This window comes from Paracoccus niistensis, assembly GCF_042432925.1.
Lineage (GTDB): Bacteria > Pseudomonadota > Alphaproteobacteria > Rhodobacterales > Rhodobacteraceae > Paracoccus > Paracoccus niistensis.
In genome coordinates this window covers 240,841-259,343 of record NZ_JBHLWE010000047.1, presented here as the reverse complement: position 1 = coordinate 259,343, position 18,503 = coordinate 240,841, and the positions used below count along the sequence as shown (strand labels likewise).

Annotated in this window: 13 protein-coding genes; 9 read left to right on the top strand and 4 right to left on the bottom strand. The window is 68.5% G+C overall.

The window, feature by feature from the left end; genetic code table 11:
* Positions 1-131: 131 nt before the first annotated feature.
* Positions 132-1,490, top strand: a complete 1,359-nt coding sequence (gene proS, locus ACFFII_RS16380) for a proline--tRNA ligase (RefSeq protein ID WP_377699934.1) — start codon at positions 132-134, stop codon at positions 1,488-1,490.
* The gene (locus tag ACFFII_RS16375) at positions 1,487-1,975 is read left to right on the top strand and encodes a DUF2937 family protein (RefSeq protein ID WP_377699932.1); all 489 of its coding nucleotides are present in this window, start codon (positions 1,487-1,489) and stop codon (positions 1,973-1,975) included. The genes proS and ACFFII_RS16375 overlap by 4 nt, the downstream gene beginning before the upstream one ends.
* A 34-nt stretch (positions 1,976-2,009) precedes the next feature.
* Here ACFFII_RS16375 and miaB read toward each other — a convergent pair whose 3' ends face one another.
* Both miaB and ACFFII_RS16365 read right to left on the bottom strand, forming a co-directional pair.
* Positions 2,010-3,317, bottom strand: a complete 1,308-nt coding sequence (miaB, locus tag ACFFII_RS16370) for a tRNA (N6-isopentenyl adenosine(37)-C2)-methylthiotransferase MiaB (RefSeq protein WP_377699931.1) — start codon at positions 3,315-3,317, stop codon at positions 2,010-2,012.
* 65 nt (positions 3,318-3,382) lie between these two features.
* Positions 3,383-3,829: a DUF2380 domain-containing protein gene (locus ACFFII_RS16365; protein ID WP_377699930.1), complete on the bottom strand. Its 447-nt coding sequence runs from the start codon at positions 3,827-3,829 to the stop codon at positions 3,383-3,385.
* 176 nt (positions 3,830-4,005) lie between these two features.
* On the opposite strand from ACFFII_RS16365, the gene ACFFII_RS16360 reads away from it, so the two are divergent.
* The 4 genes from ACFFII_RS16360 (at position 4,006) to wecB (ending at position 11,082) form a co-directional block, all read left to right on the top strand.
* Positions 4,006-5,382 (top strand): aminotransferase, encoded by a 1,377-nt coding sequence (locus ACFFII_RS16360; protein WP_377699929.1) that lies wholly within the window; start codon positions 4,006-4,008, stop codon positions 5,380-5,382.
* A 140-nt stretch (positions 5,383-5,522) separates the two neighbouring features.
* Positions 5,523-9,023, top strand: a complete 3,501-nt coding sequence (locus ACFFII_RS16355; RefSeq protein WP_377699928.1) for a glycosyltransferase — start codon at positions 5,523-5,525, stop codon at positions 9,021-9,023.
* A gap of 35 nt (positions 9,024-9,058) precedes the next feature.
* Complete coding sequence (locus tag ACFFII_RS16350) at positions 9,059-9,985, top strand: hypothetical protein (protein WP_377699927.1); 927 nt, start codon at positions 9,059-9,061, stop codon at positions 9,983-9,985.
* Entirely contained in the window at positions 9,982-11,082 is a 1,101-nt protein-coding gene (gene wecB, locus ACFFII_RS16345) for a non-hydrolyzing UDP-N-acetylglucosamine 2-epimerase (RefSeq protein ID WP_377699926.1), read from the top strand. Before ACFFII_RS16350 ends, wecB begins: the two co-directional genes overlap by 4 nt.
* A gap of 210 nt (positions 11,083-11,292) precedes the next feature.
* Here the strand turns inward: wecB and ACFFII_RS16340 are convergent, their stop codons facing one another.
* Positions 11,293-13,641 carry a ComEC/Rec2 family competence protein gene (locus tag ACFFII_RS16340; protein ID WP_377699925.1) on the bottom strand — a complete coding sequence of 783 codons (2,349 nt, stop codon included), beginning with the start codon at positions 13,639-13,641 and terminating at the stop codon, positions 11,293-11,295.
* Positions 13,642-13,746: 105 nt separating this feature from the next.
* Here ACFFII_RS16340 and gltX point away from each other — a divergent pair, with 105 nt between their 5' ends.
* The 3 genes from gltX to ACFFII_RS16325 all read left to right on the top strand — a co-directional run bounded on the left by gltX (position 13,747) and on the right by ACFFII_RS16325 (position 17,869).
* A complete protein-coding gene (gene gltX, locus ACFFII_RS16335) occupies positions 13,747-15,138 on the top strand; it encodes a glutamate--tRNA ligase (protein WP_377699924.1) in 1,392 nt (463 codons plus the stop codon).
* A gap of 52 nt (positions 15,139-15,190) precedes the next feature.
* A complete protein-coding gene (gene gltA, locus ACFFII_RS16330; RefSeq protein WP_377699923.1) occupies positions 15,191-16,483 on the top strand; it encodes a citrate synthase in 1,293 nt (430 codons plus the stop codon).
* A gap of 75 nt (positions 16,484-16,558) precedes the next feature.
* Positions 16,559-17,869 (top strand): NAD(P)/FAD-dependent oxidoreductase, encoded by a 1,311-nt coding sequence (locus ACFFII_RS16325; RefSeq protein ID WP_377699922.1) that lies wholly within the window; start codon positions 16,559-16,561, stop codon positions 17,867-17,869.
* A 2-nt stretch (positions 17,870-17,871) separates the two neighbouring features.
* On the opposite strand, the gene ACFFII_RS16320 is transcribed toward ACFFII_RS16325, so the two are convergent.
* Positions 17,872-18,495 carry a DUF2062 domain-containing protein gene (locus tag ACFFII_RS16320; protein WP_377699921.1) on the bottom strand — a complete coding sequence of 208 codons (624 nt, stop codon included), beginning with the start codon at positions 18,493-18,495 and terminating at the stop codon, positions 17,872-17,874.
* Positions 18,496-18,503: the final 8 nt, after the last annotated feature.

Genomic DNA, 18,503 nt, shown 5'->3' with positions numbered 1-18,503 from the left:
GGCCGGTTCTGCCGGTCCGCCTTCTGTTTGTCCCGCCCTGCCGCGCGGCGCAAGCGCCTCGGCGCGCGGGCGTTGCCCCTCGGGCGGCGATCCGGTAACCGGGCCGGGCAACTCGCCAAAGGTCACGCCCCATGCGTCTGTCGCGCTATTTCCTGCCCGTCCTCAAAGAAAACCCCTCCGAAGCGCAGATCGTCAGCCACCGGCTGATGCTGCGCGCGGGCATGATCAAGCAGCAGTCGGCGGGCATCTATTCCTGGCTGCCGCTGGGGCTGAAGGTCCTGCGCCGGGTCGAGCAGATCGTGCACGAGGAACAGCAGCGCGCTGGCCATATCCCGGTCCTGATGCCGACGCTGCAATCGGCCGACCTGTGGCGCGAATCCGGCCGTTATGACGATTACGGCGAGGAGATGCTGCGCATCACCGACCGCCACAAGCGCGAGATGCTGTACGGCCCCACCAACGAGGAGATGATCACCGACATCTTCCGGGCGCATGTGAACAGCTACAAGGACCTGCCGCTGACGCTGTACCAGATCCAGTGGAAGTTCCGCGACGAGATCCGCCCCCGCTTCGGCGTCATGCGCGGCCGCGAGTTCCTGATGAAGGACGGCTACAACTTCGACCTGACCAAGGAAGACGCGCTGCACGCCTACAACCGGCACCTCGTCAGCTACCTGCGGACCTATGAACGCATGGGCCTGCAGGCGATCCCGATGCGCGCCGACAGCGGACCCATCGGCGGCGAGAACACGCACGAGTTCCTGGTGCTGGCCGAGACCGGCGAGTCCGAGGTCTTCTATGACAGCCAGATCACCGACCTGACCTTTGGCGACCGGCAGATCGACTATGACGATCACGCCGCCTGCGCCGCCGTGCTGGAGGAGTTCACCAGCCGCTACGCCCGCACCGACGAGACCCATGACGAGGCCGTCTTCGCCCAGGTCCCCGAAGAGCGCCGCAAGTCCGCGCGCGGGATCGAGGTCGGCCAGATCTTCTATTTCGGCACCAAGTATTCCGAACCGATGGGCGCCACCGTCGTCGGCCCCGACGGAAGCCGCACGCCCGTCCACATGGGCAGCCACGGCATCGGCGTTTCCCGCCTGCTCGGCGCCATCATCGAGGCGAGCCACGACGACAAGGGCATCATCTGGCCCGAGGGCGTGACGCCCTTCCATGTCGGGCTGGTCAACCTCAAGCAGGGCGATGCTTCGACCGACAGCGCCTGCGAGGCGCTGGAGCGCGAACTCTCCGCGCGCGGTCTCGAAGTCCTGTATGACGACCGCGACGAGCGGGCCGGCGCCAAGTTCGCCACGATGGACCTGATCGGCCTGCCCTGGCGGATCACGGTCGGCCCGCGCGGACTGGCGAACAACGTGGTCGAACTGACCAACCGCCGCACGGGCCAGTCGGTCGAGCTTTCCGCCTCCGAGGCCGTTTCCCGCCTGGCCGACGTCTATGCCCCGGTCTTCGCGGCGGCCTACAAGCCGTGACCGGCCTGCTCCGCCTGATCCTGGCGCTGGGCTGCGCGGTTGCGCTGTCCCAGTTCCCGGCCTTCTCGGACCAGTATGTCCAGAGGCTGGGCGGTCAGGCGGACGCCCTGCAGAAGGTGGCGGCCGAGTTCGACGCCAGCGCCGAGCGCGCCGGGCTGACCCGGCAGGCGGCGCTGGATCAGCTGGCCGGAACGCGGTTCCTGGATTCCCACGGGCAGGACATGGGGCGCGTCTTCACCCGTCTTGCGCGGATCGAGACTGACCTCGGCCTGCTTCGCGCGGCCTCGGCGCTGGAACGCATCGCCCTGCCTCACCGGATGCGCGACGCCGAGACGCTGGCCGCGACATGGGGCGACTTCCACCCTGCGGTGCCGCTGACAGCCTCGGGCTTCTGGGCCACGGGCATCGGCTTCCTGATGGGATGGATGATCGGCGGGTTGCTGGGACGATTGTTCCGGCGCGGCGAACAGGACAGCTTGGCCTGACGCCCGCCGCGCGGGCCAGATGACGGCGGCGCTGTCAGGCCAGTTCGCCCTCCAGCGAGTTCGAGGCGCTCGCCCTGATCCTGACCTGCACGAGATCACCCACCTGTGCGTCGGGCGCATGGACGAAGACCGAATGGAGATAGTCCGACTTGCCGACAAGCTGACCCGGCAGACGGCCCGGCTTTTCGAACAGCACGCCCAGCGTCCGGCCCACCATTGAATCCTGCGCGGCCTTCTGCTGGCGGTTCAGCAGCGCCTGCAACTCCTGCAGCCGGGCGTCGGCCACGGCGTCGTCCACCATCGGGCGATCAAAGGCGGGGGTGCCGGGGCGCGGGGAATACTTGAAGCTGAAGGCGGTGCCGAAGCCCACCTGTTCCACGAGCCGCAGGGTGGCGGCGTGGTCCTGATCCGTCTCGCCGGGGAAGCCCACGATGAAATCCGAGGTCAGCATGATGTCGGGTCGCGCCGCGCGGATGCGGTCGATCAGGCGCAGGTACTGGTCCGCCGTGTGCTTGCGGTTCATGGCCTTGAGGATGCGGTCAGACCCCGACTGCACCGGCAGGTGCAGGTAAGGCATCAGCTGCGGCACGTCCCGATGCGCCTCGATCAGGTCGTCACCCATGTCGTTGGGATGGCTGGTCGTGTAGCGGATGCGGTCGAGGCCCTCGATCCCGGCAAGCGCCCGGATCAGCGTGCCGAAGCCCGCCATCCCCTCGCCATGCCAGCCGTTGACGTTCTGGCCCAGCAGCGTGATCTCGCGCACCCCGCGCGCCACGAGGTCGCGGGCTTCTGTCAGGATGCGCTCGGCCGGGCGGCTGACCTCGGCGCCGCGGGTATAGGGGACGACGCAGAAGGCGCAGAACTTGTCGCAGCCCTCCTGCACGGTCAGGAAGGCGGCGGGTGCCCTGCGGGTCGCGGCGCGCTGCGGCAGGTGGTCGAACTTGTCCTCGGGCGGGAAGTCGGTGTCCACGGCGGGCGCCTCGCCCCGCGCCATCGCGGGAAGGCGATGGTAGGCCTGCGGGCCGACGACCAGATCAACCAAGGGCATCCGCCGGATGATCTCGTCCCCTTCGGCCTGCGCCACGCAGCCCGCGACGCCGATCTTGAGATCGGGGCGCTCGGCCTTCAAGGGCTTCAGCCGCCCGAGATCGGAATACAGCTTCTCGGCCGCCTTTTCGCGGATGTGGCAGGTGTTCAGCAGCACCATGTCCGCATCCTCGGCCCGGTCCGTCTGGACATAGCCCTCCGCGCCCATGGCCTCGGCCATGCGCTGGCTGTCATAGACGTTCATCTGGCAGCCGTAGGTCTTGATGAACAGCCGCTTGGGGGTCTGGTCGGTCATGGCGCGCGCTTTCCGTGGAATCCGGCCCCTATAGCGCCACGGCGGCATCAAGGAAAGCGCGGGCGTCAGCCCTTGCCCTGAAGCTTGCCCGCCAGAAAATGCGCGGCCTTCTGCCATGCCTCGTCGTTGTCGCCCCGGAAGCTCAACTCCGTGTGCGTGACCAGTCTTTCGCCCTCGAGGTCCACGAGGCTGGCGAAGGCCTGAAGGATCAGGGTGCTGGTCTTCTGCACGACGATGAACAGGCCACGTTCCGCCCCCCGCTCGCGCAGCGCAGCGACCAGGCATTCGGCCGTCTCGCGCGGGCAGGCGGCGGCGATCTCCTCGCGGCTGACCAGCGTGGCCGAAAGCTCGTCGGCAAGAATGGTCTCCATCAGGGCCATACGGCGATCGTGGTCGGACCGCTGGTCGCGGGCCTCGCGCGAGGTGTCCAGCATCTTGACCGGCGCGATCGCCAGGTCCTGCGCCACAAGCGGCATCGGCAGCAGGGCCAGCGCCAAGACGAGTTTCCGCACGGCATCCTCCCCGGGACATGCCCGTGCAGGATGAGCCCCAGCACCCGCCTCGACAATCCGACCAATGTCCGAGGCTTGGCAGCCTGCCCGCGCCATCCTCCACATCGCCGCCGGGCGATTTGTTGAACCCGGCGGCGGCCCCGGATAGCCTTGCGCCAACCGCATTGGAGGCGATCATGGACGACAAGAGCTGGGCCGCGCGGGCCGAAACTGTTTCGATGTATGGCTTTACCGACATGCCCAGCGTCGGAAGCCGCGGCACGATCGTCCTGACGCATGGCCAAGGGCCCTATGTCTTCGACACCCAAGGGCGCAAGTGGCTCGATTCGAACTCCGGCCTCTGGAACATGGTCGCGGGCTTCGACCATCCGGGGCTGATCGAGGCTGCCAAGGCGCAATACGACCGCTTCCCCGGATACCACGCATTCTTCGGGCGGATGTCGGACCAGACCGTGATGCTGTCGGAAAAGCTGGTCGAGGTCTCGCCGTTCAGCCGCGGCAAGGTGTTCTATACCAACTCGGGGTCCGAGGCGAACGACACCATGGTCAAGATGCTGTGGTTCCTGCACCGGGCCGAGGGCAAGCCGCAGCGGCGCAAGATCCTGACCCGCTGGAATGCCTATCACGGCGTCACCGCCGTGTCCGCCAGCATGACGGGCAAGCCCTATAACGAGGTCTTCGGCCTGCCGCTTGACGGCTTCATCCACCTGACCTGCCCGCATTTCTGGCGCTACGGGAACCCCGGCGAATCCGAGGCCGAGTTCGTGAGCCGCCTCGCCCGCGAGCTTGAGGACACCATCCAGCGCGAGGGCGCCGACACCATCGCGGGCTTCTTCGCGGAACCCGTACAGGGCGCGGGCGGGGTGATCCCGCCGGCGAAAGGCTATTTCCAGGCGATCCAGCCCATCCTGAAAAAGCACGGCATTCCGCTGATCGCCGACGAGGTCATCACCGGCTTCGGCCGCACCGGCAACACCTGGGGCTGCCAGACCTACGACTTCATGCCCGACGCGATCATCTCGTCGAAGAACCTCACCGCCGGTTTCTTCCCGATGGGCGCGGTGATCCTGGGGCCGGAACTCAGCGACCGTCTGGACGCGGCCATCACGCCCATCGAGGAATTTCCGCACGGCTTCACCGCCTCCGGGCACCCGGTCGGCTGCGCCATCGCGCTGAAGGCGATTGACGTGGTGATGAACGAAGGGCTGGCGCAGAACGTCATCGACAAGGCCCCCCGGATGGAGGCCGGCCTGCGCGCCATCATGCAGCGCCACCAGAACATCGGAGAGCTGCGCGGCGTGGGCTACATGTGGGCGCTGGAGGCGGTCAAGGACGCCGACACCAAGGAGCCCTTCCCCGGCCACCTTTCGGTCAGCGAGCGCATCGCCAACACCTGCACCGACCTCGGCCTGATCTGCCGCCCGCTGGGACAGTCCATCGTGCTCTGCCCGCCCTTCATCCTGACGGACGCGCAGATGGACGAGATGTTCGACAAGCTCGACGCCGCCCTGGCGCGTGTCTTTGACGGGCTGCGCGCCGAGGGCGAGGCCTGAGCAACACGTCCCGCAGGCAGAGGCAGAAAATTTTAGATGCGTTGACCGTAGGTTGTATGACAGTTAGGTCAAATGGCGTCTGACGCCATCGGGATCGTACAGCCTTGCCCCAGCCATCGACCGCCCTGCTGATCGCGGGCATGCACCGCAGCGGCACCTCGTTCCTTGGCGAAAGCTGCGGTGCACTCGGGTTCACCCTTCCGCGCGACGCGGGCGGCCCTGCCAGTGACAACCCGCGCGGCCATTTCGAGCCGCGCGCCGTGGTCGCGCTGAACGATGCGATCCTGTCCGAGCGAGGCGCCTTCTGGCTGCGGATCGGCCCATTGGACCTGTCCGCGCCCGACGCGGCGCTGCTGGCGCGCATGGACGCGGCAGTGGCCGATAGCTTCGGCGACGCGTCGCGCATCATGGTCAAGGACCCCCGGCTGTCGCTGACGCTGCCCCTGTGGCGCGTCTGGCTGGAAGCGCGCGGCATCGAAGCGGCCGTATTGATCGCGCTCCGCGACCCGCGCGAGGTTGCCCAGTCGCTGGCCCGCCGCAACGCCTTCGGCGCGGATGCGGCGATGCTGTCCTGGATCAACCACACGCTCGGCGCCATCGAGGGATCCGAAGGGCTGCCGCGCCAGCTGGTCCTTTTTCCCGACTGGACCCGTGACCCTGCCCCTACGCTGTCGCGGATCGCGGGCCTGTTCCGGGACGTCCCGGCCGACGAGGCCGCGTCTTTGGTCGCGCAGGCCTTCCTGCCCGAAGCCGTGCATGGCCGGGGCGAGGCAGCAGCGTCCGAGCGGCCGGTCGAGCAACTGGCGATGGACCTTTTTGCGTTTCTGGCCAGGGCCGCCGGGCGCGGCGAGGTCCCCGGCACGGCCGAGCTTGCGACTTATCGCGACCGCCTTGCCGCGCTGTCCGGCGCCGCCCGCGCAGTCGAAGACGCCCATGCCGGGCAGATCCTATCCGCCCAGGCCGCGAACGCCGCGCTGGATCGGCGGCGAGCCCAACTGGAACGCGATGTCGCGGACCGGCTGGCCGATGCCGAGGCCATGGCCGAACGCGTCCGCGCGACTGAAGCCCAGCGGGACAGAAACCTCGCGGAGTTGACCGAGCAACTGCGCGCCACCGAGGCCCAGCGGGATGACATCCGGGCGCGGTTGACCGGGCAGTTGCGCGCGACCGAAGCCCAGCGGGACCAGTTCGTGGCCGAACTGACCGAGCAGCTGCGCGCCACCGAGGTGCAGCGCGACGAAGGCATCGGCCTGCTGAGCGAACAACTGCAAGCCACCGAAGCCCAGCGCGACGAGGCCGTGGCCCGCCTGCGCAGCGTCGAGGCCCAGCAGAACGAGGCACGCAATCGCGCCCTGACGCTGCAGGCCCAGCTGGCCGCCACCGAGGCGCAGCGTGACGAGATGACCGACCTCGCCGAAACGCGCTGGGCCACGATCGAGGAACTGCAGGACCACGCGGGGCAGCTGCAGGCGCATCTGCAGGCAACCGAGCAGACGCTGGCAGAAACCTCGGCCTGGCTGGAAAGGGAACGGAACACCGTCCTGAAGCCCATCTATCGCCGCCTTTATCGCCTCGGCGGTCGGTCCATGCGCCGCGTGCTGCCGGGGGCGGCCGTCGAACGCCTCAAGCGCCGCCTGCCGGTGCCGGGGGGCATCCCGCGGGCGCTGGCCTTCTCGCCCGTGCAGGCGCAGCCGGCCGCCACGCGCGGCTATGCCTCGGTTCCGGGGCGTCAGGGCGACAAGCCCGACATCTTCGTGCTGTCGATCATCAACTGGGATTTCCGCATCCAGCGCCCCCAGCACCTCGCCACCCGCATGGCGGCGGAAGGGCACCGCGTCTTCTTCATCGAGATGGAGCAGAACCCGCGCGAGGGCACCGTGCGCGAGGTCGCGCCGGGTGTCCATGTGGTGCGGCTGCCGAACCGGGGGATGCGCGGCCTCCAGTCCTATACCGGCGTGCCCACGCCTGCGCAGACCCGCGCCTGGATCGACCATTTCCATGCGCTGGCGGACGCTGTCGCGGCCTCGCCCGTGGCCCATGTGGTGATCGAGCATCCCTACTGGTGGAACCTGGCCAAGCACCTGTCGCCCGAATACCAGATCACCTTCGACTGCATGGACGACATCGGCGGCTTTTCCAACACCGAGCCGCATGTGCTGGACGCCGAACTGGACATGATCGCGCGGGCCGACAAGATGGTCGTCAGCTCGCAATATCTTTATGACAAGTTCAGCCCGATGCGCGACGTGGTGATGGTCCGCAACGGCACGGACGTCAGCCACTTCATTGACGACAGCCAGACCCAGGCGCCCGGCTGGCTGGCCGGCAAGCTGAGGCCCGGCGCACTCCGCGTGGGCTATGTCGGCGCCATTGCCGAGTGGTTCCACACCGACCTGCTGGAAGCGGTCGCCCGCGCTAACCCGGACTTCGACATCCACCTGTGCGGGGCGGTCACGGCCGAGCCGCCGCTGCGGCTGGGGAACCTGCCCAACGTCACCCTGCACGGGGAAATCCCCTATGGCGATGTTCCTGCCTTCCACCGGCAGATGGACGTGCTGATCATCCCCTTCCAGTTGCTGCCGATCATCAAGGCCTGCGACCCGGTCAAGTTCTACGAATATTCGGCGGTGATGCGGCCGACGGTCTCGACCTCGCTGCCGGAACTGGACCGCGCGGGCGATCTGGTGTTCCGCGCCGACGACGCGGCTAGCTTCGCCGCCCAGATCCGCCGCGCCGCGCCGCTGGCGCAAGACGCCGGTTTCGGCCAGCGCCTGCGGCAGTATGCGCTGGACAACGCCTGGTCCTTCCGGGCCGCCGACATGCTGGCCGAGATGCGGCGTGAGCCGAAGCTGTCGGTGGTCGTCCTGCATTACGGCACGGATACCGACATGACGCTGGCCACGCTGCACGCCATGCTGGGGCGCGGCGAGGTCTATCCGGACCTCGAGGTCGTGCTGGTGGACAACGGCTCGACGCCCGAGGTTCTGGACATCCTGCGCGACCGCGCGGCCCAGGACGATCGCATCGTGCTGGTCGAGAACGGCGAGAACCTGGGCTTCGCCCGCGGCAACAACCGCGGCATCGAGGCCGCGACCGGCGAGTTCGTCCTGCTTCTGAACAACGACACCTTCCTCGCACCCGGCGCGCTTCTGGCGATGGTCCGCCACCTGCAGCGCCACCCGGAAATCGGCATCATCGGCCCCATGACCAACAACATCGGCAACGAGGCGCGGATCGAGATCGCCTATGCCGACATGGATGACATGGTCCGCGCCGCCCGCGACCTCGCGACCGGCCACCGGGGACAATGGACCCCCATTCCCGTCTGCGCCTATTTCTGCGCCATGTTCCGCCGCGCCGATCTGGACCGGCTCGGGCACCTGCCCGAAATCTACGGCCGCGGCATGTTCGAGGACGACGACCACTGCGCCACCTTCCGCCAGGCGGGGCTGGTGACCGCGCTGGCCGAGGACGCCTTCTGCCACCACCACCTGTCGGCGAGCTTCGACGCCCTTCCCTCGGGCGAAAAGCAGCAGCTGTTCGAAAGGAACCGCGCGCTCTTCGAGGATCGTTGGGGCAAGTGGGTGCCGCACCGTTACCGGGACGTCCGTCCTCCGGCCAGCCTGCCTGGCGCGCGCTGAGCCGACCCTTCCTTCCGACAGCCGAAAGTCCCGCGATGCGCACCGTCATTCTCCACTACCATATCTACAAGAACGCGGGCACGTCCTTCGATCATGTCCTGACGCATAACTTCGGCGGCCGACACGAGCTGTTCGACGGCCCCTTTTCCTTCTTCACCATCGACCAGGACCAACTGGACCGGATCATCATGCGCCGCCCCAATGCGGTCGCCTTCTCGTCCCACCAGATCGTCCTGCCGGCGCCCAGTTCGCTGGACTATCGCGCGCTGGCCGCGATCTTCGTGCGCAACCCTTTCCTGCGCATCGCCTCGATCTACCGCTTCAAGCGCGGGCCCGAGCGCCCGGACGGCACGCCGCTGGGCGCCCTGTCTCCCGAGGACCTGCAGGCGGAACTGGCGCGCCGGGCCCTCGAGGCCCAGCGTGCGGCAAATCCCGAAGCCGGACCGGGCCTGCCGCCCCCCGATCCCCTGCCCGTGCCCGAGTTCGACACCAGTTCGACGGCCCAGGCTGCCCGCAAGCATGACATGGCGGGATGGATCGAGCATTGCCTGAGCTCGCGGTCAGAGGTTGTCCATGTCTCGAACGCGCAGACCCGCTTCTTCGCCTCGCCCTACCGGACGCGCCCGCTCCACAAGCGCAGCGCCGATGGCCTCGTTTATGACATCGCCACGGCGCTCAGGATGCTGACAGGCGTCGAGCTGCTGGGCCGGACCGAGCATTTCGAGGCGGATGTCGCCCGCTTCGGCGACATCCTGGCCCCACACGGCCTGACACTGAACCTGCCCGAGGACACCCGCCACAACGTCACCCATGCGGGGACCGACAGCACGGCCGAACGGGTCGAGGCGATGCTGTCCTCGCTGTCCCCCGACCTGCGCGACCGGCTGATCCGCGCCAACCGGCAGGACAGCGCCCTTTACGACCGTGCCTGCGCGCTGATCGAACGGGACCACCGGATATGAGAAAGAAGGTCCTCTGCACCGTCGGCACCCGGCCCGAGGCGATCAAGATGGCCCCGGTCATCCGGGCGCTGCAGGCCGACCCCGATTTCGACTGCCGGGTGCTGGCCACGGCGCAGCACCGCCAGATGCTGGACCAGGTTCTTCAGGTCTTCGGGATAATGCCCGACATCGACCTCGACATCATGCAGCCGGGCCAGACCCTGACCGGGCTGACGGGCCGCCTGCTGATCCGGCTGGAGGAAGTGCTGGGCGCCGAGAAGCCCGACGCGATCCTGGCGCAGGGCGACACGACGACCGTGCTGGCCACCGCGCTTGCGTCCTTCTACGACCGCATCCCCTTCGGCCATGTCGAAGCGGGCCTGCGCACCGGCGACATCGCCAACCCCTTCCCCGAAGAGATGAACCGAGTCGTCGCCAGCCACCTGACCCACTGGCATTTCGCGCCGACGCGCTTTGCCGCCGACAAGCTGCTGGCCGAGGGCTATCCGGCGGCGAATGTCCATGTGACCGGCAACACGGTGATCGACGCGCTGCATCACGTCGCGGCGACAGACCCCCAGACGGGCCTGGACCTCGACCCATCGAAGCGCCTGATCCTTGTGACGCTGCACCGGCGCGAGAACTTCGGCGAGCCGCTGCTGCGCATCTGCGACGCGCTGGCGCGGCTGGTGGCGGAGAACCCGGACGTGCAGATGGTGCTGCCGGTCCACCACAACCCGAACGTCCGCGGCATCGTGCGCGAGCGTTTCGGCGCCTTGGATCGCGTCATCCTGTGCGAGCCGCTGGACTACACCGCCTTTGTCGCGGCGATGAAGGCCTCGACCCTGATCCTGTCGGATTCGGGCGGCGTGCAGGAGGAAGCCCCTGCCCTCGGCAAGCCCGTGCTGGTGCTGCGCGAAACGACCGAGCGCCCGGAGGCCGTCGAAGCCGGGGTGACGAAGCTTGTCGGCACCCGATCCGAGCCGATCCGAGCCGCCGCGCAGGAACTGCTGGACGACCCCGCCGCTTATGCCGCGATGGCCCGCTGCGAGTCGCCCTATGGCGACGGCAAGGCAAGCGCCCGCATCGTCGAGACCCTGCGCCGCGACCTGCTCTAGGCCTCGACGCTTCGGAGCCGTTCAGGAAGATGATCGCCCGTGCAGGCGGCACTCCGGTCCGGCCTGGTCTTGCCCGAGCCAAGGGAAGTCACGGCCTCGCAGGAACGATGCGGTTCAAGGCTCCCGCACGACGCCGTGCACGTCAGGGTTATCACGGACCTGCGGGGTCATCCGCACTCCGGCTTGTTCGCGGCCCATCGCGCCTCCGGGTCAGGGCTGCTCTCCTTCCGCCTCCTTCTCCTTTGTCTCGGCACCGCCGCCTTTCGGCTCGGCAGGGCCGCCCTTCCCCTTTGCGCCCACCGCGCCGGGCCTCTCCTCCGCCGCGCCCGCTCCCTCGCCAGAAGACCTGCGGGTTCCGTTCAGCCCCCATGCGCGCCGCACAGCGGGGGAGGTCCACAGCCGCGCGCCCGCTGCCGCCTCGTCACTGACCCAGCGCATCTGCCCCTCGCGCAGCCAGCCCGCCATCGCGCCGCTGCGGGCAACACGGGACTGGTCCAGCAGCAGGCAGTCCCTCGCCGCGCCCTCGGGCGCGCGCGCGGCGAGGATGACGATGGCGCCCTTGGTGCAGGCCTGCGCCACCCGATCGGCTGCCCCCTTGCCGGAGAGATGCACGATCCTGAACTCGCCAAGGCTTGCCTGACGGGCGCCCTTCTCGCCCTGCCAGCCGGGACGAGCCGCGGCCTCCTCGGCGGTGGCAAGATCACCATCGGCACGCAGCCAGCTGTCGGCGATGAAGGCCCCGGCGGGTTTCGACAGAACCCGCCCGGCCGGCGTCATCAGCCCCACGGCGGTGCCGTCCCCTGCGATCAGGATGTCGGGCCGCTCGGTCCAAAGCCACAGCAGCGCGCCGCTCAGGACCATCAGCCCGGCCAGCGCGGCGATGACACGCGACAGCCGCCCCCGTGCGCCATGCAGCGCCAGCAGCGCGACCGTCACACCCGTTCCGCCCAGCGGCACCGCCGCCCAGTGGGGCGCCGTCACCATGACGACCGCGCCGCCCCAGCCGGTCACCAGTTCGGCCACATGCAGCATCCAGCGGGTACCGAGGCCCATCAGCCACAGCGCAGGACCGGCCAGCCCCACCGGCGCCAGCAGGGCCGCAAAGACCCCGGCAGGCATCACGACCGCACCCATTACCGGCACGACCAGCAGGTTCGCCACCATCCCGTACTGGGCCGAGCGGTTGAAATAGGCAGCTGCCAGCGGCGAGGTCGCCAGCGCCGCGATCAGGGACGAGATCACCAGCAGTGCCGCCCCCCTCAGCACCCAGGGCAGCATCTGCGCCCGGCGCGACCAGGCGGGGAACAGCAGGATCAGCGCGGCGGTCGCGGCAAAGCTCATCTGGAAGCCGGGCGTCACCAGCGCCTCGGGCGCGACCAGCAGAATCATAAGGGCCGCCAGCGCCACCGTCCGCAGCGAAATCGCGCGTCGGTCGGCCAGCACCGCCGCCAGCATAACAGCGACCATCAGCCAGGCGCGCTCGGTCGGCACGCCACCGCCCGACAGCCACAGGTAGACGGTCGCCACCACCAGGGCGGCCAGCGCCGCGAGCTTGTGGACCGGCCTGCCCACCAGCAGCCCCAAGGCCTGCACGCCCGCCAGCGCCAGCCTGAGGGCGGCATAGACAAAGCCTGCAAGCATGCTCATGTGCAGGCCCGAGATCGAGACGATGTGGTAAAGGTTCGAATCCCGCATCAGCTGGTTCGTGGATTCGGCAATGCCCGAGCGGTCGCCTGTCATCAGGGCCGAGGCGACCGCGCCTTCCTGCCCGCCGATCTCGCGCTGCATGGCGGCCGACAGCGCCAGCCGCACCGCGGTCGCGTCAAGGCGGCGCGGAGGTGCTGGCTCGACGGTCAGGATGGGCGTGCGCGTATAGCCGACCGCGCCCAGCCCCTCGAAGAAGGCCGAGCGGCGGAAGTCGAAGCCGAAGGGCTCGGCCGGGCCGGGCGGCGGGCCGAGATGCCCGGTCAGCATGACCCGGCTGCCCACCTGCGGAAGCGGGATGTCGCCGGTCAGGGACAGCCGCACGCGCCGGGGCGTGCGCGCGGGCGTGGTGTCGCGCAAGGTCACGCGGTCCAGCGTCACCCGCATCCGGTCGCGGGCGGAACGGTCGATTTCCACCACTCGTCCTTCGACTGGCCCATAATAGCGGTAGTCCATCACCGGCGCTGCCACGAGATGCAGCCGCAGACCCGCCGCAAGGAACCCCGCCAGCCCCAGCGCCACGCCAAGACCGCCAAGCCGCAGCAGGTCGGCCCGGTCCCAGTCGAGCCGCCCCGCGATCACCGCGCGCGGCGCGAGCCAAGCCAGTCCCAGCGCCGCCAGCATCCCGGCCAAGGCCAGCCCATAATGCGGCAGCCGTGGCTCGAACCGCAGAAGGAACCATCCGCCAATTCCCAGCGCGACCAGCACCGGCGCCCAGATCAGCAGGCCCGCGCGCGCCACCCGTTCGGCCGTGGGCCGCGTGCGCGAGGTCTCACGCGCCATCAGCGCCGCACCCAGCGCGCGCAGCCCCGCCCGCAGCCGCCCGTCCGAAGGTGCCGCTTCGGTTGCCGTCAACCTTGTCCTTCCCCGCAATCGTCGCGTATCCCTGCCGCGACCCTACCCTCGCGGTCCTTTCCGAAAGGTTAACGACCGCCCGACCGACCGCATCAGGACGCGCCCATGCCTCAATCCCCCGTCGTCACCCGCTTTGCGCCCTCGCCCACGGGCTATCTGCACATCGGGGGTGCGCGCACGGCCCTGTTCAACTGGCTTTACGCGCGCGGCCGCGGCGGCAGGTTCCTGCTGCGGATCGAGGACACGGACCGCGCCCGCTCGACCCCTGAAGCGACGCAGGCGATCCTGGAGGGGCTGACCTGGCTGGGTCTCGATTGGGACGGCGAGCCGGTCAGCCAGTTCGCCCGTGCCGAACGTCATGCCGAGGTGGCGCGCCAGATGATGGCGGCGGGCACCGCCTACCGCTGCTACACCACGCCGGCCGAGATCGAGGCTTGGCGGGCCGAGAACCCGAACCAGCCCTTCGTCAGCCCCTGGCGGGATGCGGAGCCTTCGACCCGGCGCGACGCACCCTTCGCCATCCGCCTGCGCGCGCCGCGCGAAGGCGTCACGGTCATCCATGACGCGGTGCAGGGGGACGTGACCTTCCGCCACGACCAGTTGGACGACATGGTGCTGTTGCGCTCGGACGGGACGCCGACCTATATGCACGCGGTGGTGGTGGACGACCACGACATGGGTGTCACGCATATCATCCGGGGCGACGACCACCTGACGAACGCGGCGCGGCAGGCGCAGGTTTATGCGGCGAACGGCTGGGACCTGCCGGTCTTTGCGCACATCCCGCTGATCCACGGCACCGACGGCAAGAAGCTGTCCAAGCGTCACGGCGCGGTCGGCCTGCATGAATATGCGGCGCTCGGCTATCCGGCGGCGGCCATGCGGAACTATCTCGCCCGGCTGGGGTGGAGCCATGGCGACGACGAGCTGTTCGACGACGCGCAGGCGATGGACTGGTTCGACCTGGACGGCATCGGCAAGGCGCCCGCCCGGCTCGACTTCAAGAAGCTGGAGCACGTCTCGGGCCACCATGTCGCCGCCATGAGTGACGAGGCGCTGCTGAAGGAACTGGCGGGTTTTCTTGAGGCCACGGACCAGCCCGCCCTGACGCCGCTGCAGCTGCAGCGCCTGACGCCAGCGCTTGGGGTGCTGAAGCAGAAGGCCCGCACCCTGCCGCAACTGCTTGAGCAGGCGCGGTTTGCCCTGATCGACCGCCCCGTCCAGGCGGATGACAAGGCGCGCGCGGCGCTTGATCCGGTATCCGTTGGTATACTCAATGATTTGACCGCTGCGCTGCAGAATGCTAACTGGGCGCGAGACGATCTGGAGGCGGCGGCCCAGCGCATTGCCGAGTCGCGCGGCGTCGGACTGGGCAAGATCGCAGCCCCCTTGCGGGCCGCGCTGGCCGGCCGGACCACGACCCCCAGCGTATTCGACATGATGCTGGCCCTGGGCCGCGACGAAACGCTCGCCCGCTTGGCAGACGCCACGGCGTGAGAGACCCCGATCTTATCGGCCCGGTTCGGGCCTCTGGCAGAAGGACTGTGTGATGGCCGAAGCGAAGACTGCCCGGATCATCGTTAACGACAAGGAACTCGACCTGCCGGTCCTCAGCCCGACCGTGGGCCCGGATTGCGTCGATATCCGCAAGCTTTATGGCCAGGCGGATGTGTTCACCTTCGACCCCGGTTTCACCTCGACCGCATCCTGCGCCAGCGCCATCACCTATATCGACGGCGACAAGGGCGAACTGTGGTATCGCGGCTATCCGATCGAGCAGCTGGCCCAGCACGGCCACCACCTCGAAACCGCCTATCTGCTGCTTTACGGCGAACTGCCGAGCCCCAGGCAGATGGAAGACTTCGAGAACCGCGTCACGCGCCACACGATGGTGCATGAGCAGATGCACTATTTCTTCCGGGGCTTCCGCCGCGACAGCCACCCGATGGCGACGATGGTGGGCGTGGTCGGCGCGCTGTCGGCCTTCTACCACGACAGCCTCGACATCAACGATCCCTGGCACCGCGAGGTCGCCTCGATCCGCCTGATCGCCAAGCTGCCGACGATCGCGGCGATGGCCTACAAGTACTCGATCGGCCAGCCCTTCGTGTATCCGCGCAATGAGCTCGATTACGCGTCGAACTTCCTGCACATGTGCTTCTCGGTCCCGGCCGAGGAATACAAGGTCGATCCCGCGCTGGCCCGGGCGATGGACCGCATCATGATGCTGCATGCGGACCACGAGCAGAACGCCTCGACCTCGACCGTCCGGCTTGCGGGCTCCTCGGGCGCGAACCCCTTTGCCTGCATCGCGGCGGGCATCGCCTGCCTGTGGGGCCCCGCGCATGGCGGCGCCAACCAGGCCTGCCTCGAGATGCTGCAGGAAATCGGGTCGGTCGACCGTATCCCGGAATACATCAAGCGCGCCAAGGACAAGGATGACCCCTTCCGCCTGATGGGCTTCGGCCATCGCGTGTACAAGAACTTCGACCCTCGGGCGAAGATCATGAAGGAATCGGCCGACGAGGTTCTGGGCATTCTCGGGATCGAGGACAACCCGACCCTGCAGGTCGCCAAGGAGCTAGAGCGGATCGCGCTGGAGGACGACTATTTCGTCCAGAAGAAGCTTTACCCGAACGTGGATTTCTATTCCGGCATCATCCTGTCGGCGATGGGCTTCCCGACCTCGATGTTCACGCCTATCTTCGCCCTCAGCCGCACCGTGGGCTGGATCAGCCAGTGGACCGAGATGCTGGGCGACTCGGACAGCAAGATCGGCCGTCCGCGCCAGCTGTATGTCGGTCAGGATCGCCGGGACTACGTGCCCGTCGCCAACCGCTGAGGCGGTCTTGCCCGAACGAACGGCAGAAGGGGCCCTTGCGGCTCCTTTTCCATAAGTATCGAAGCCGAGGCCGCGATGAACCTGCTGTTTGCCAATGACCGGCGCGGAGAGTACCCGCCAAGCCTTTACGCCGAGCAGAACCCGGTCCTTGCCCCCTTCCCCCGCCTGCGAGGAGAGGCAAGGGCCGACGTCGTCGTGGTCGGCGGCGGCTATACGGGCCTGTCGGCAGCGCTGACGCTGGCCCGCGCGGGACGGCAGGTCGTCTTGCTGGAAGCGCAGCGGGTGGGCTTCGGCGCCTCAGGCCGGAACGGCGGGCAGCTTGGCTCGGGCCAGCGGCTCGAGGTCGATGACCTGGAACGCATGGCGGGGCGCAAAGCTGCGCGGCGCCTGTGGGACATGGCCGAGGAGGCCAAGGCGCTGGTGCGCGCCTATGCGGCCGAGGCGGGCGTTACGGTCCATGACGGCATCGCCCATGCCGCGCGGACCGCACGCGAGGTCGCCCATGCCCGCGAGAACGCCGAGCGGCTGGCACGCGATTACGACTATCACCTTGTCCAGCCGCTGGATCAGCAGGGCCTGCGCGCGCTGGTCAAGTCGCCCCTTTACGTCGGCGGCGACGTGGACCGGGGGGCCGGGCACCTCGACCCGCTGGCGCTGTCCTTGGGGCTGGCGCGGCTGGCCGTCGCCGCAGGCGTGCGCATCCACGAGAACAGCCATGTCCACGCGATCCGCCATGCCGCGCCGGCAGGCGAAAAGACAATCGTGCAGACCGGCACGGGCCGGGTGCTGTGCGACCACCTCATCCTCGCCGCGAACGGCTACCTTGGCCGTCTTGATGAGCGCGTAGCCGCCCGCGTCATGCCGATCAACAACTTCGTCGTGGCCACCGAGCCGCTGGGCGCGCGCGCCGACGAGATCCTGGGCGAGAACGTGGCGGTCCATGACACACGCTTCGTCGTGAACTACTGGCGGCTCAGCGACGACCGGCGGCTGGTCTTCGGCGGGGGCGAGAACCTGGGCTATCGTTTCCCCAGGGACATCGCGGCCAAGGTCCGCAAGCCCCTGGAACAGGTCTATCCCCAGCTGAAGGGCGTCAGGATCACCCACGCCTGGGGCGGGACGCTGGCCATCACTTTGAACCGGATGCCGCATTTCACCCGTCCTGCGCCGAACTGCCTGTCGGCCAGCGGCTATTCCGGTCACGGCGTCGCGTTGTCGAACCTTGCGGGCAAGCTGATGGCGCAGGCGGTGATGGGCCAGTCCGAAGGATTCGAGGCCATGGCCGCCCTGCCCTCGCGTCCCTTCCCCGGCGGCGCGGGCCTGCGCTGGCCGCTGCTGGTCGCGGGGATGAGCTGGTATTCCCTGCGCGACCGGCTGGGCGTCTGAGCTCAGGCGCCCCTGTCCTTGCGCACCTGGCCCACCGCCCGCCGTGCCAACCGGGCGGCGCGGTGGCGCTGATAGCCCTCGACCACCCGCACGGTCAGGTAATGCGCGATCAGCGCCGAGATCACGCCGGGGATGATGCTGCCGACGAGATAGGGCAGGAAGATGGCGTGAAAGAAGGTCTGCAGCTGGTCCCACTGCGCCACGCGGCCGTCGAAGATCGCCATGAAGTTATGGGTCAACTGCCGCCCGGCCGAGGTGAAGGAGCCTAGGATCGCGGCCGGCGCCATGCTGCCCTCGACCCCCAGCATCCAGCGGCCCAGCGCCATCGAGATCATCGCCATGAAGGGGATCGTCACCGGGTTGCCGATAAAGGTTCCCAGCACCGCCGCCAGCAGGTTGCCCCGCAACACCCAGGCCAGCGACAGAGCCCCAAGCAGGTGAAAGCCGAACAAGGGCGTGAAATTGATGAATGTTCCCGCCGCGAAACCGCGCGCGATCCGGTGCGGCTGGTCGGGCAGGCGGCCCATGCGGTGCGCCGCATATTGCGCCGCCCGGGACCAGCCTCCGCGAGGATAGACGAAATCCCCCAGCATCTGGGAATAGCTGCGTGGCTTGCGCTTGAACACCGGCCCGC

Bases quoted from the DNA above. Each gene is read 5' to 3' on its own strand.
- proS (WP_377699934.1), top strand. From the start codon at position 132: ATGCGTCTGTCGCGCTATTTCCTGCCCGTCCTCAAAGAAAACCCCTCC.
- ACFFII_RS16355 (WP_377699928.1), top strand. From the start codon at position 5,523: ATGCACCGCAGCGGCACCTCGTTCCTTGGCGAAAGCTGCGGTGCACTC.
- gltX (WP_377699924.1), top strand. From the start codon at position 13,747: ATGCCTCAATCCCCCGTCGTCACCCGCTTTGCGCCCTCGCCCACGGGC.
- ACFFII_RS16325 (WP_377699922.1), top strand. From the start codon at position 16,559: ATGAACCTGCTGTTTGCCAATGACCGGCGCGGAGAGTACCCGCCAAGC.
- wecB (WP_377699926.1), top strand. From the start codon at position 9,982: ATGAGAAAGAAGGTCCTCTGCACCGTCGGCACCCGGCCCGAGGCGATC.
- ACFFII_RS16360 (WP_377699929.1), top strand. From the start codon at position 4,006: ATGGACGACAAGAGCTGGGCCGCGCGGGCCGAAACTGTTTCGATGTAT.
- miaB (WP_377699931.1), bottom strand. From the start codon at position 3,317: ATGACCGACCAGACCCCCAAGCGGCTGTTCATCAAGACCTACGGCTGC.
- gltA (WP_377699923.1), top strand. From the start codon at position 15,191: ATGGCCGAAGCGAAGACTGCCCGGATCATCGTTAACGACAAGGAACTC.
- ACFFII_RS16350 (WP_377699927.1), top strand. From the start codon at position 9,059: ATGCGCACCGTCATTCTCCACTACCATATCTACAAGAACGCGGGCACG.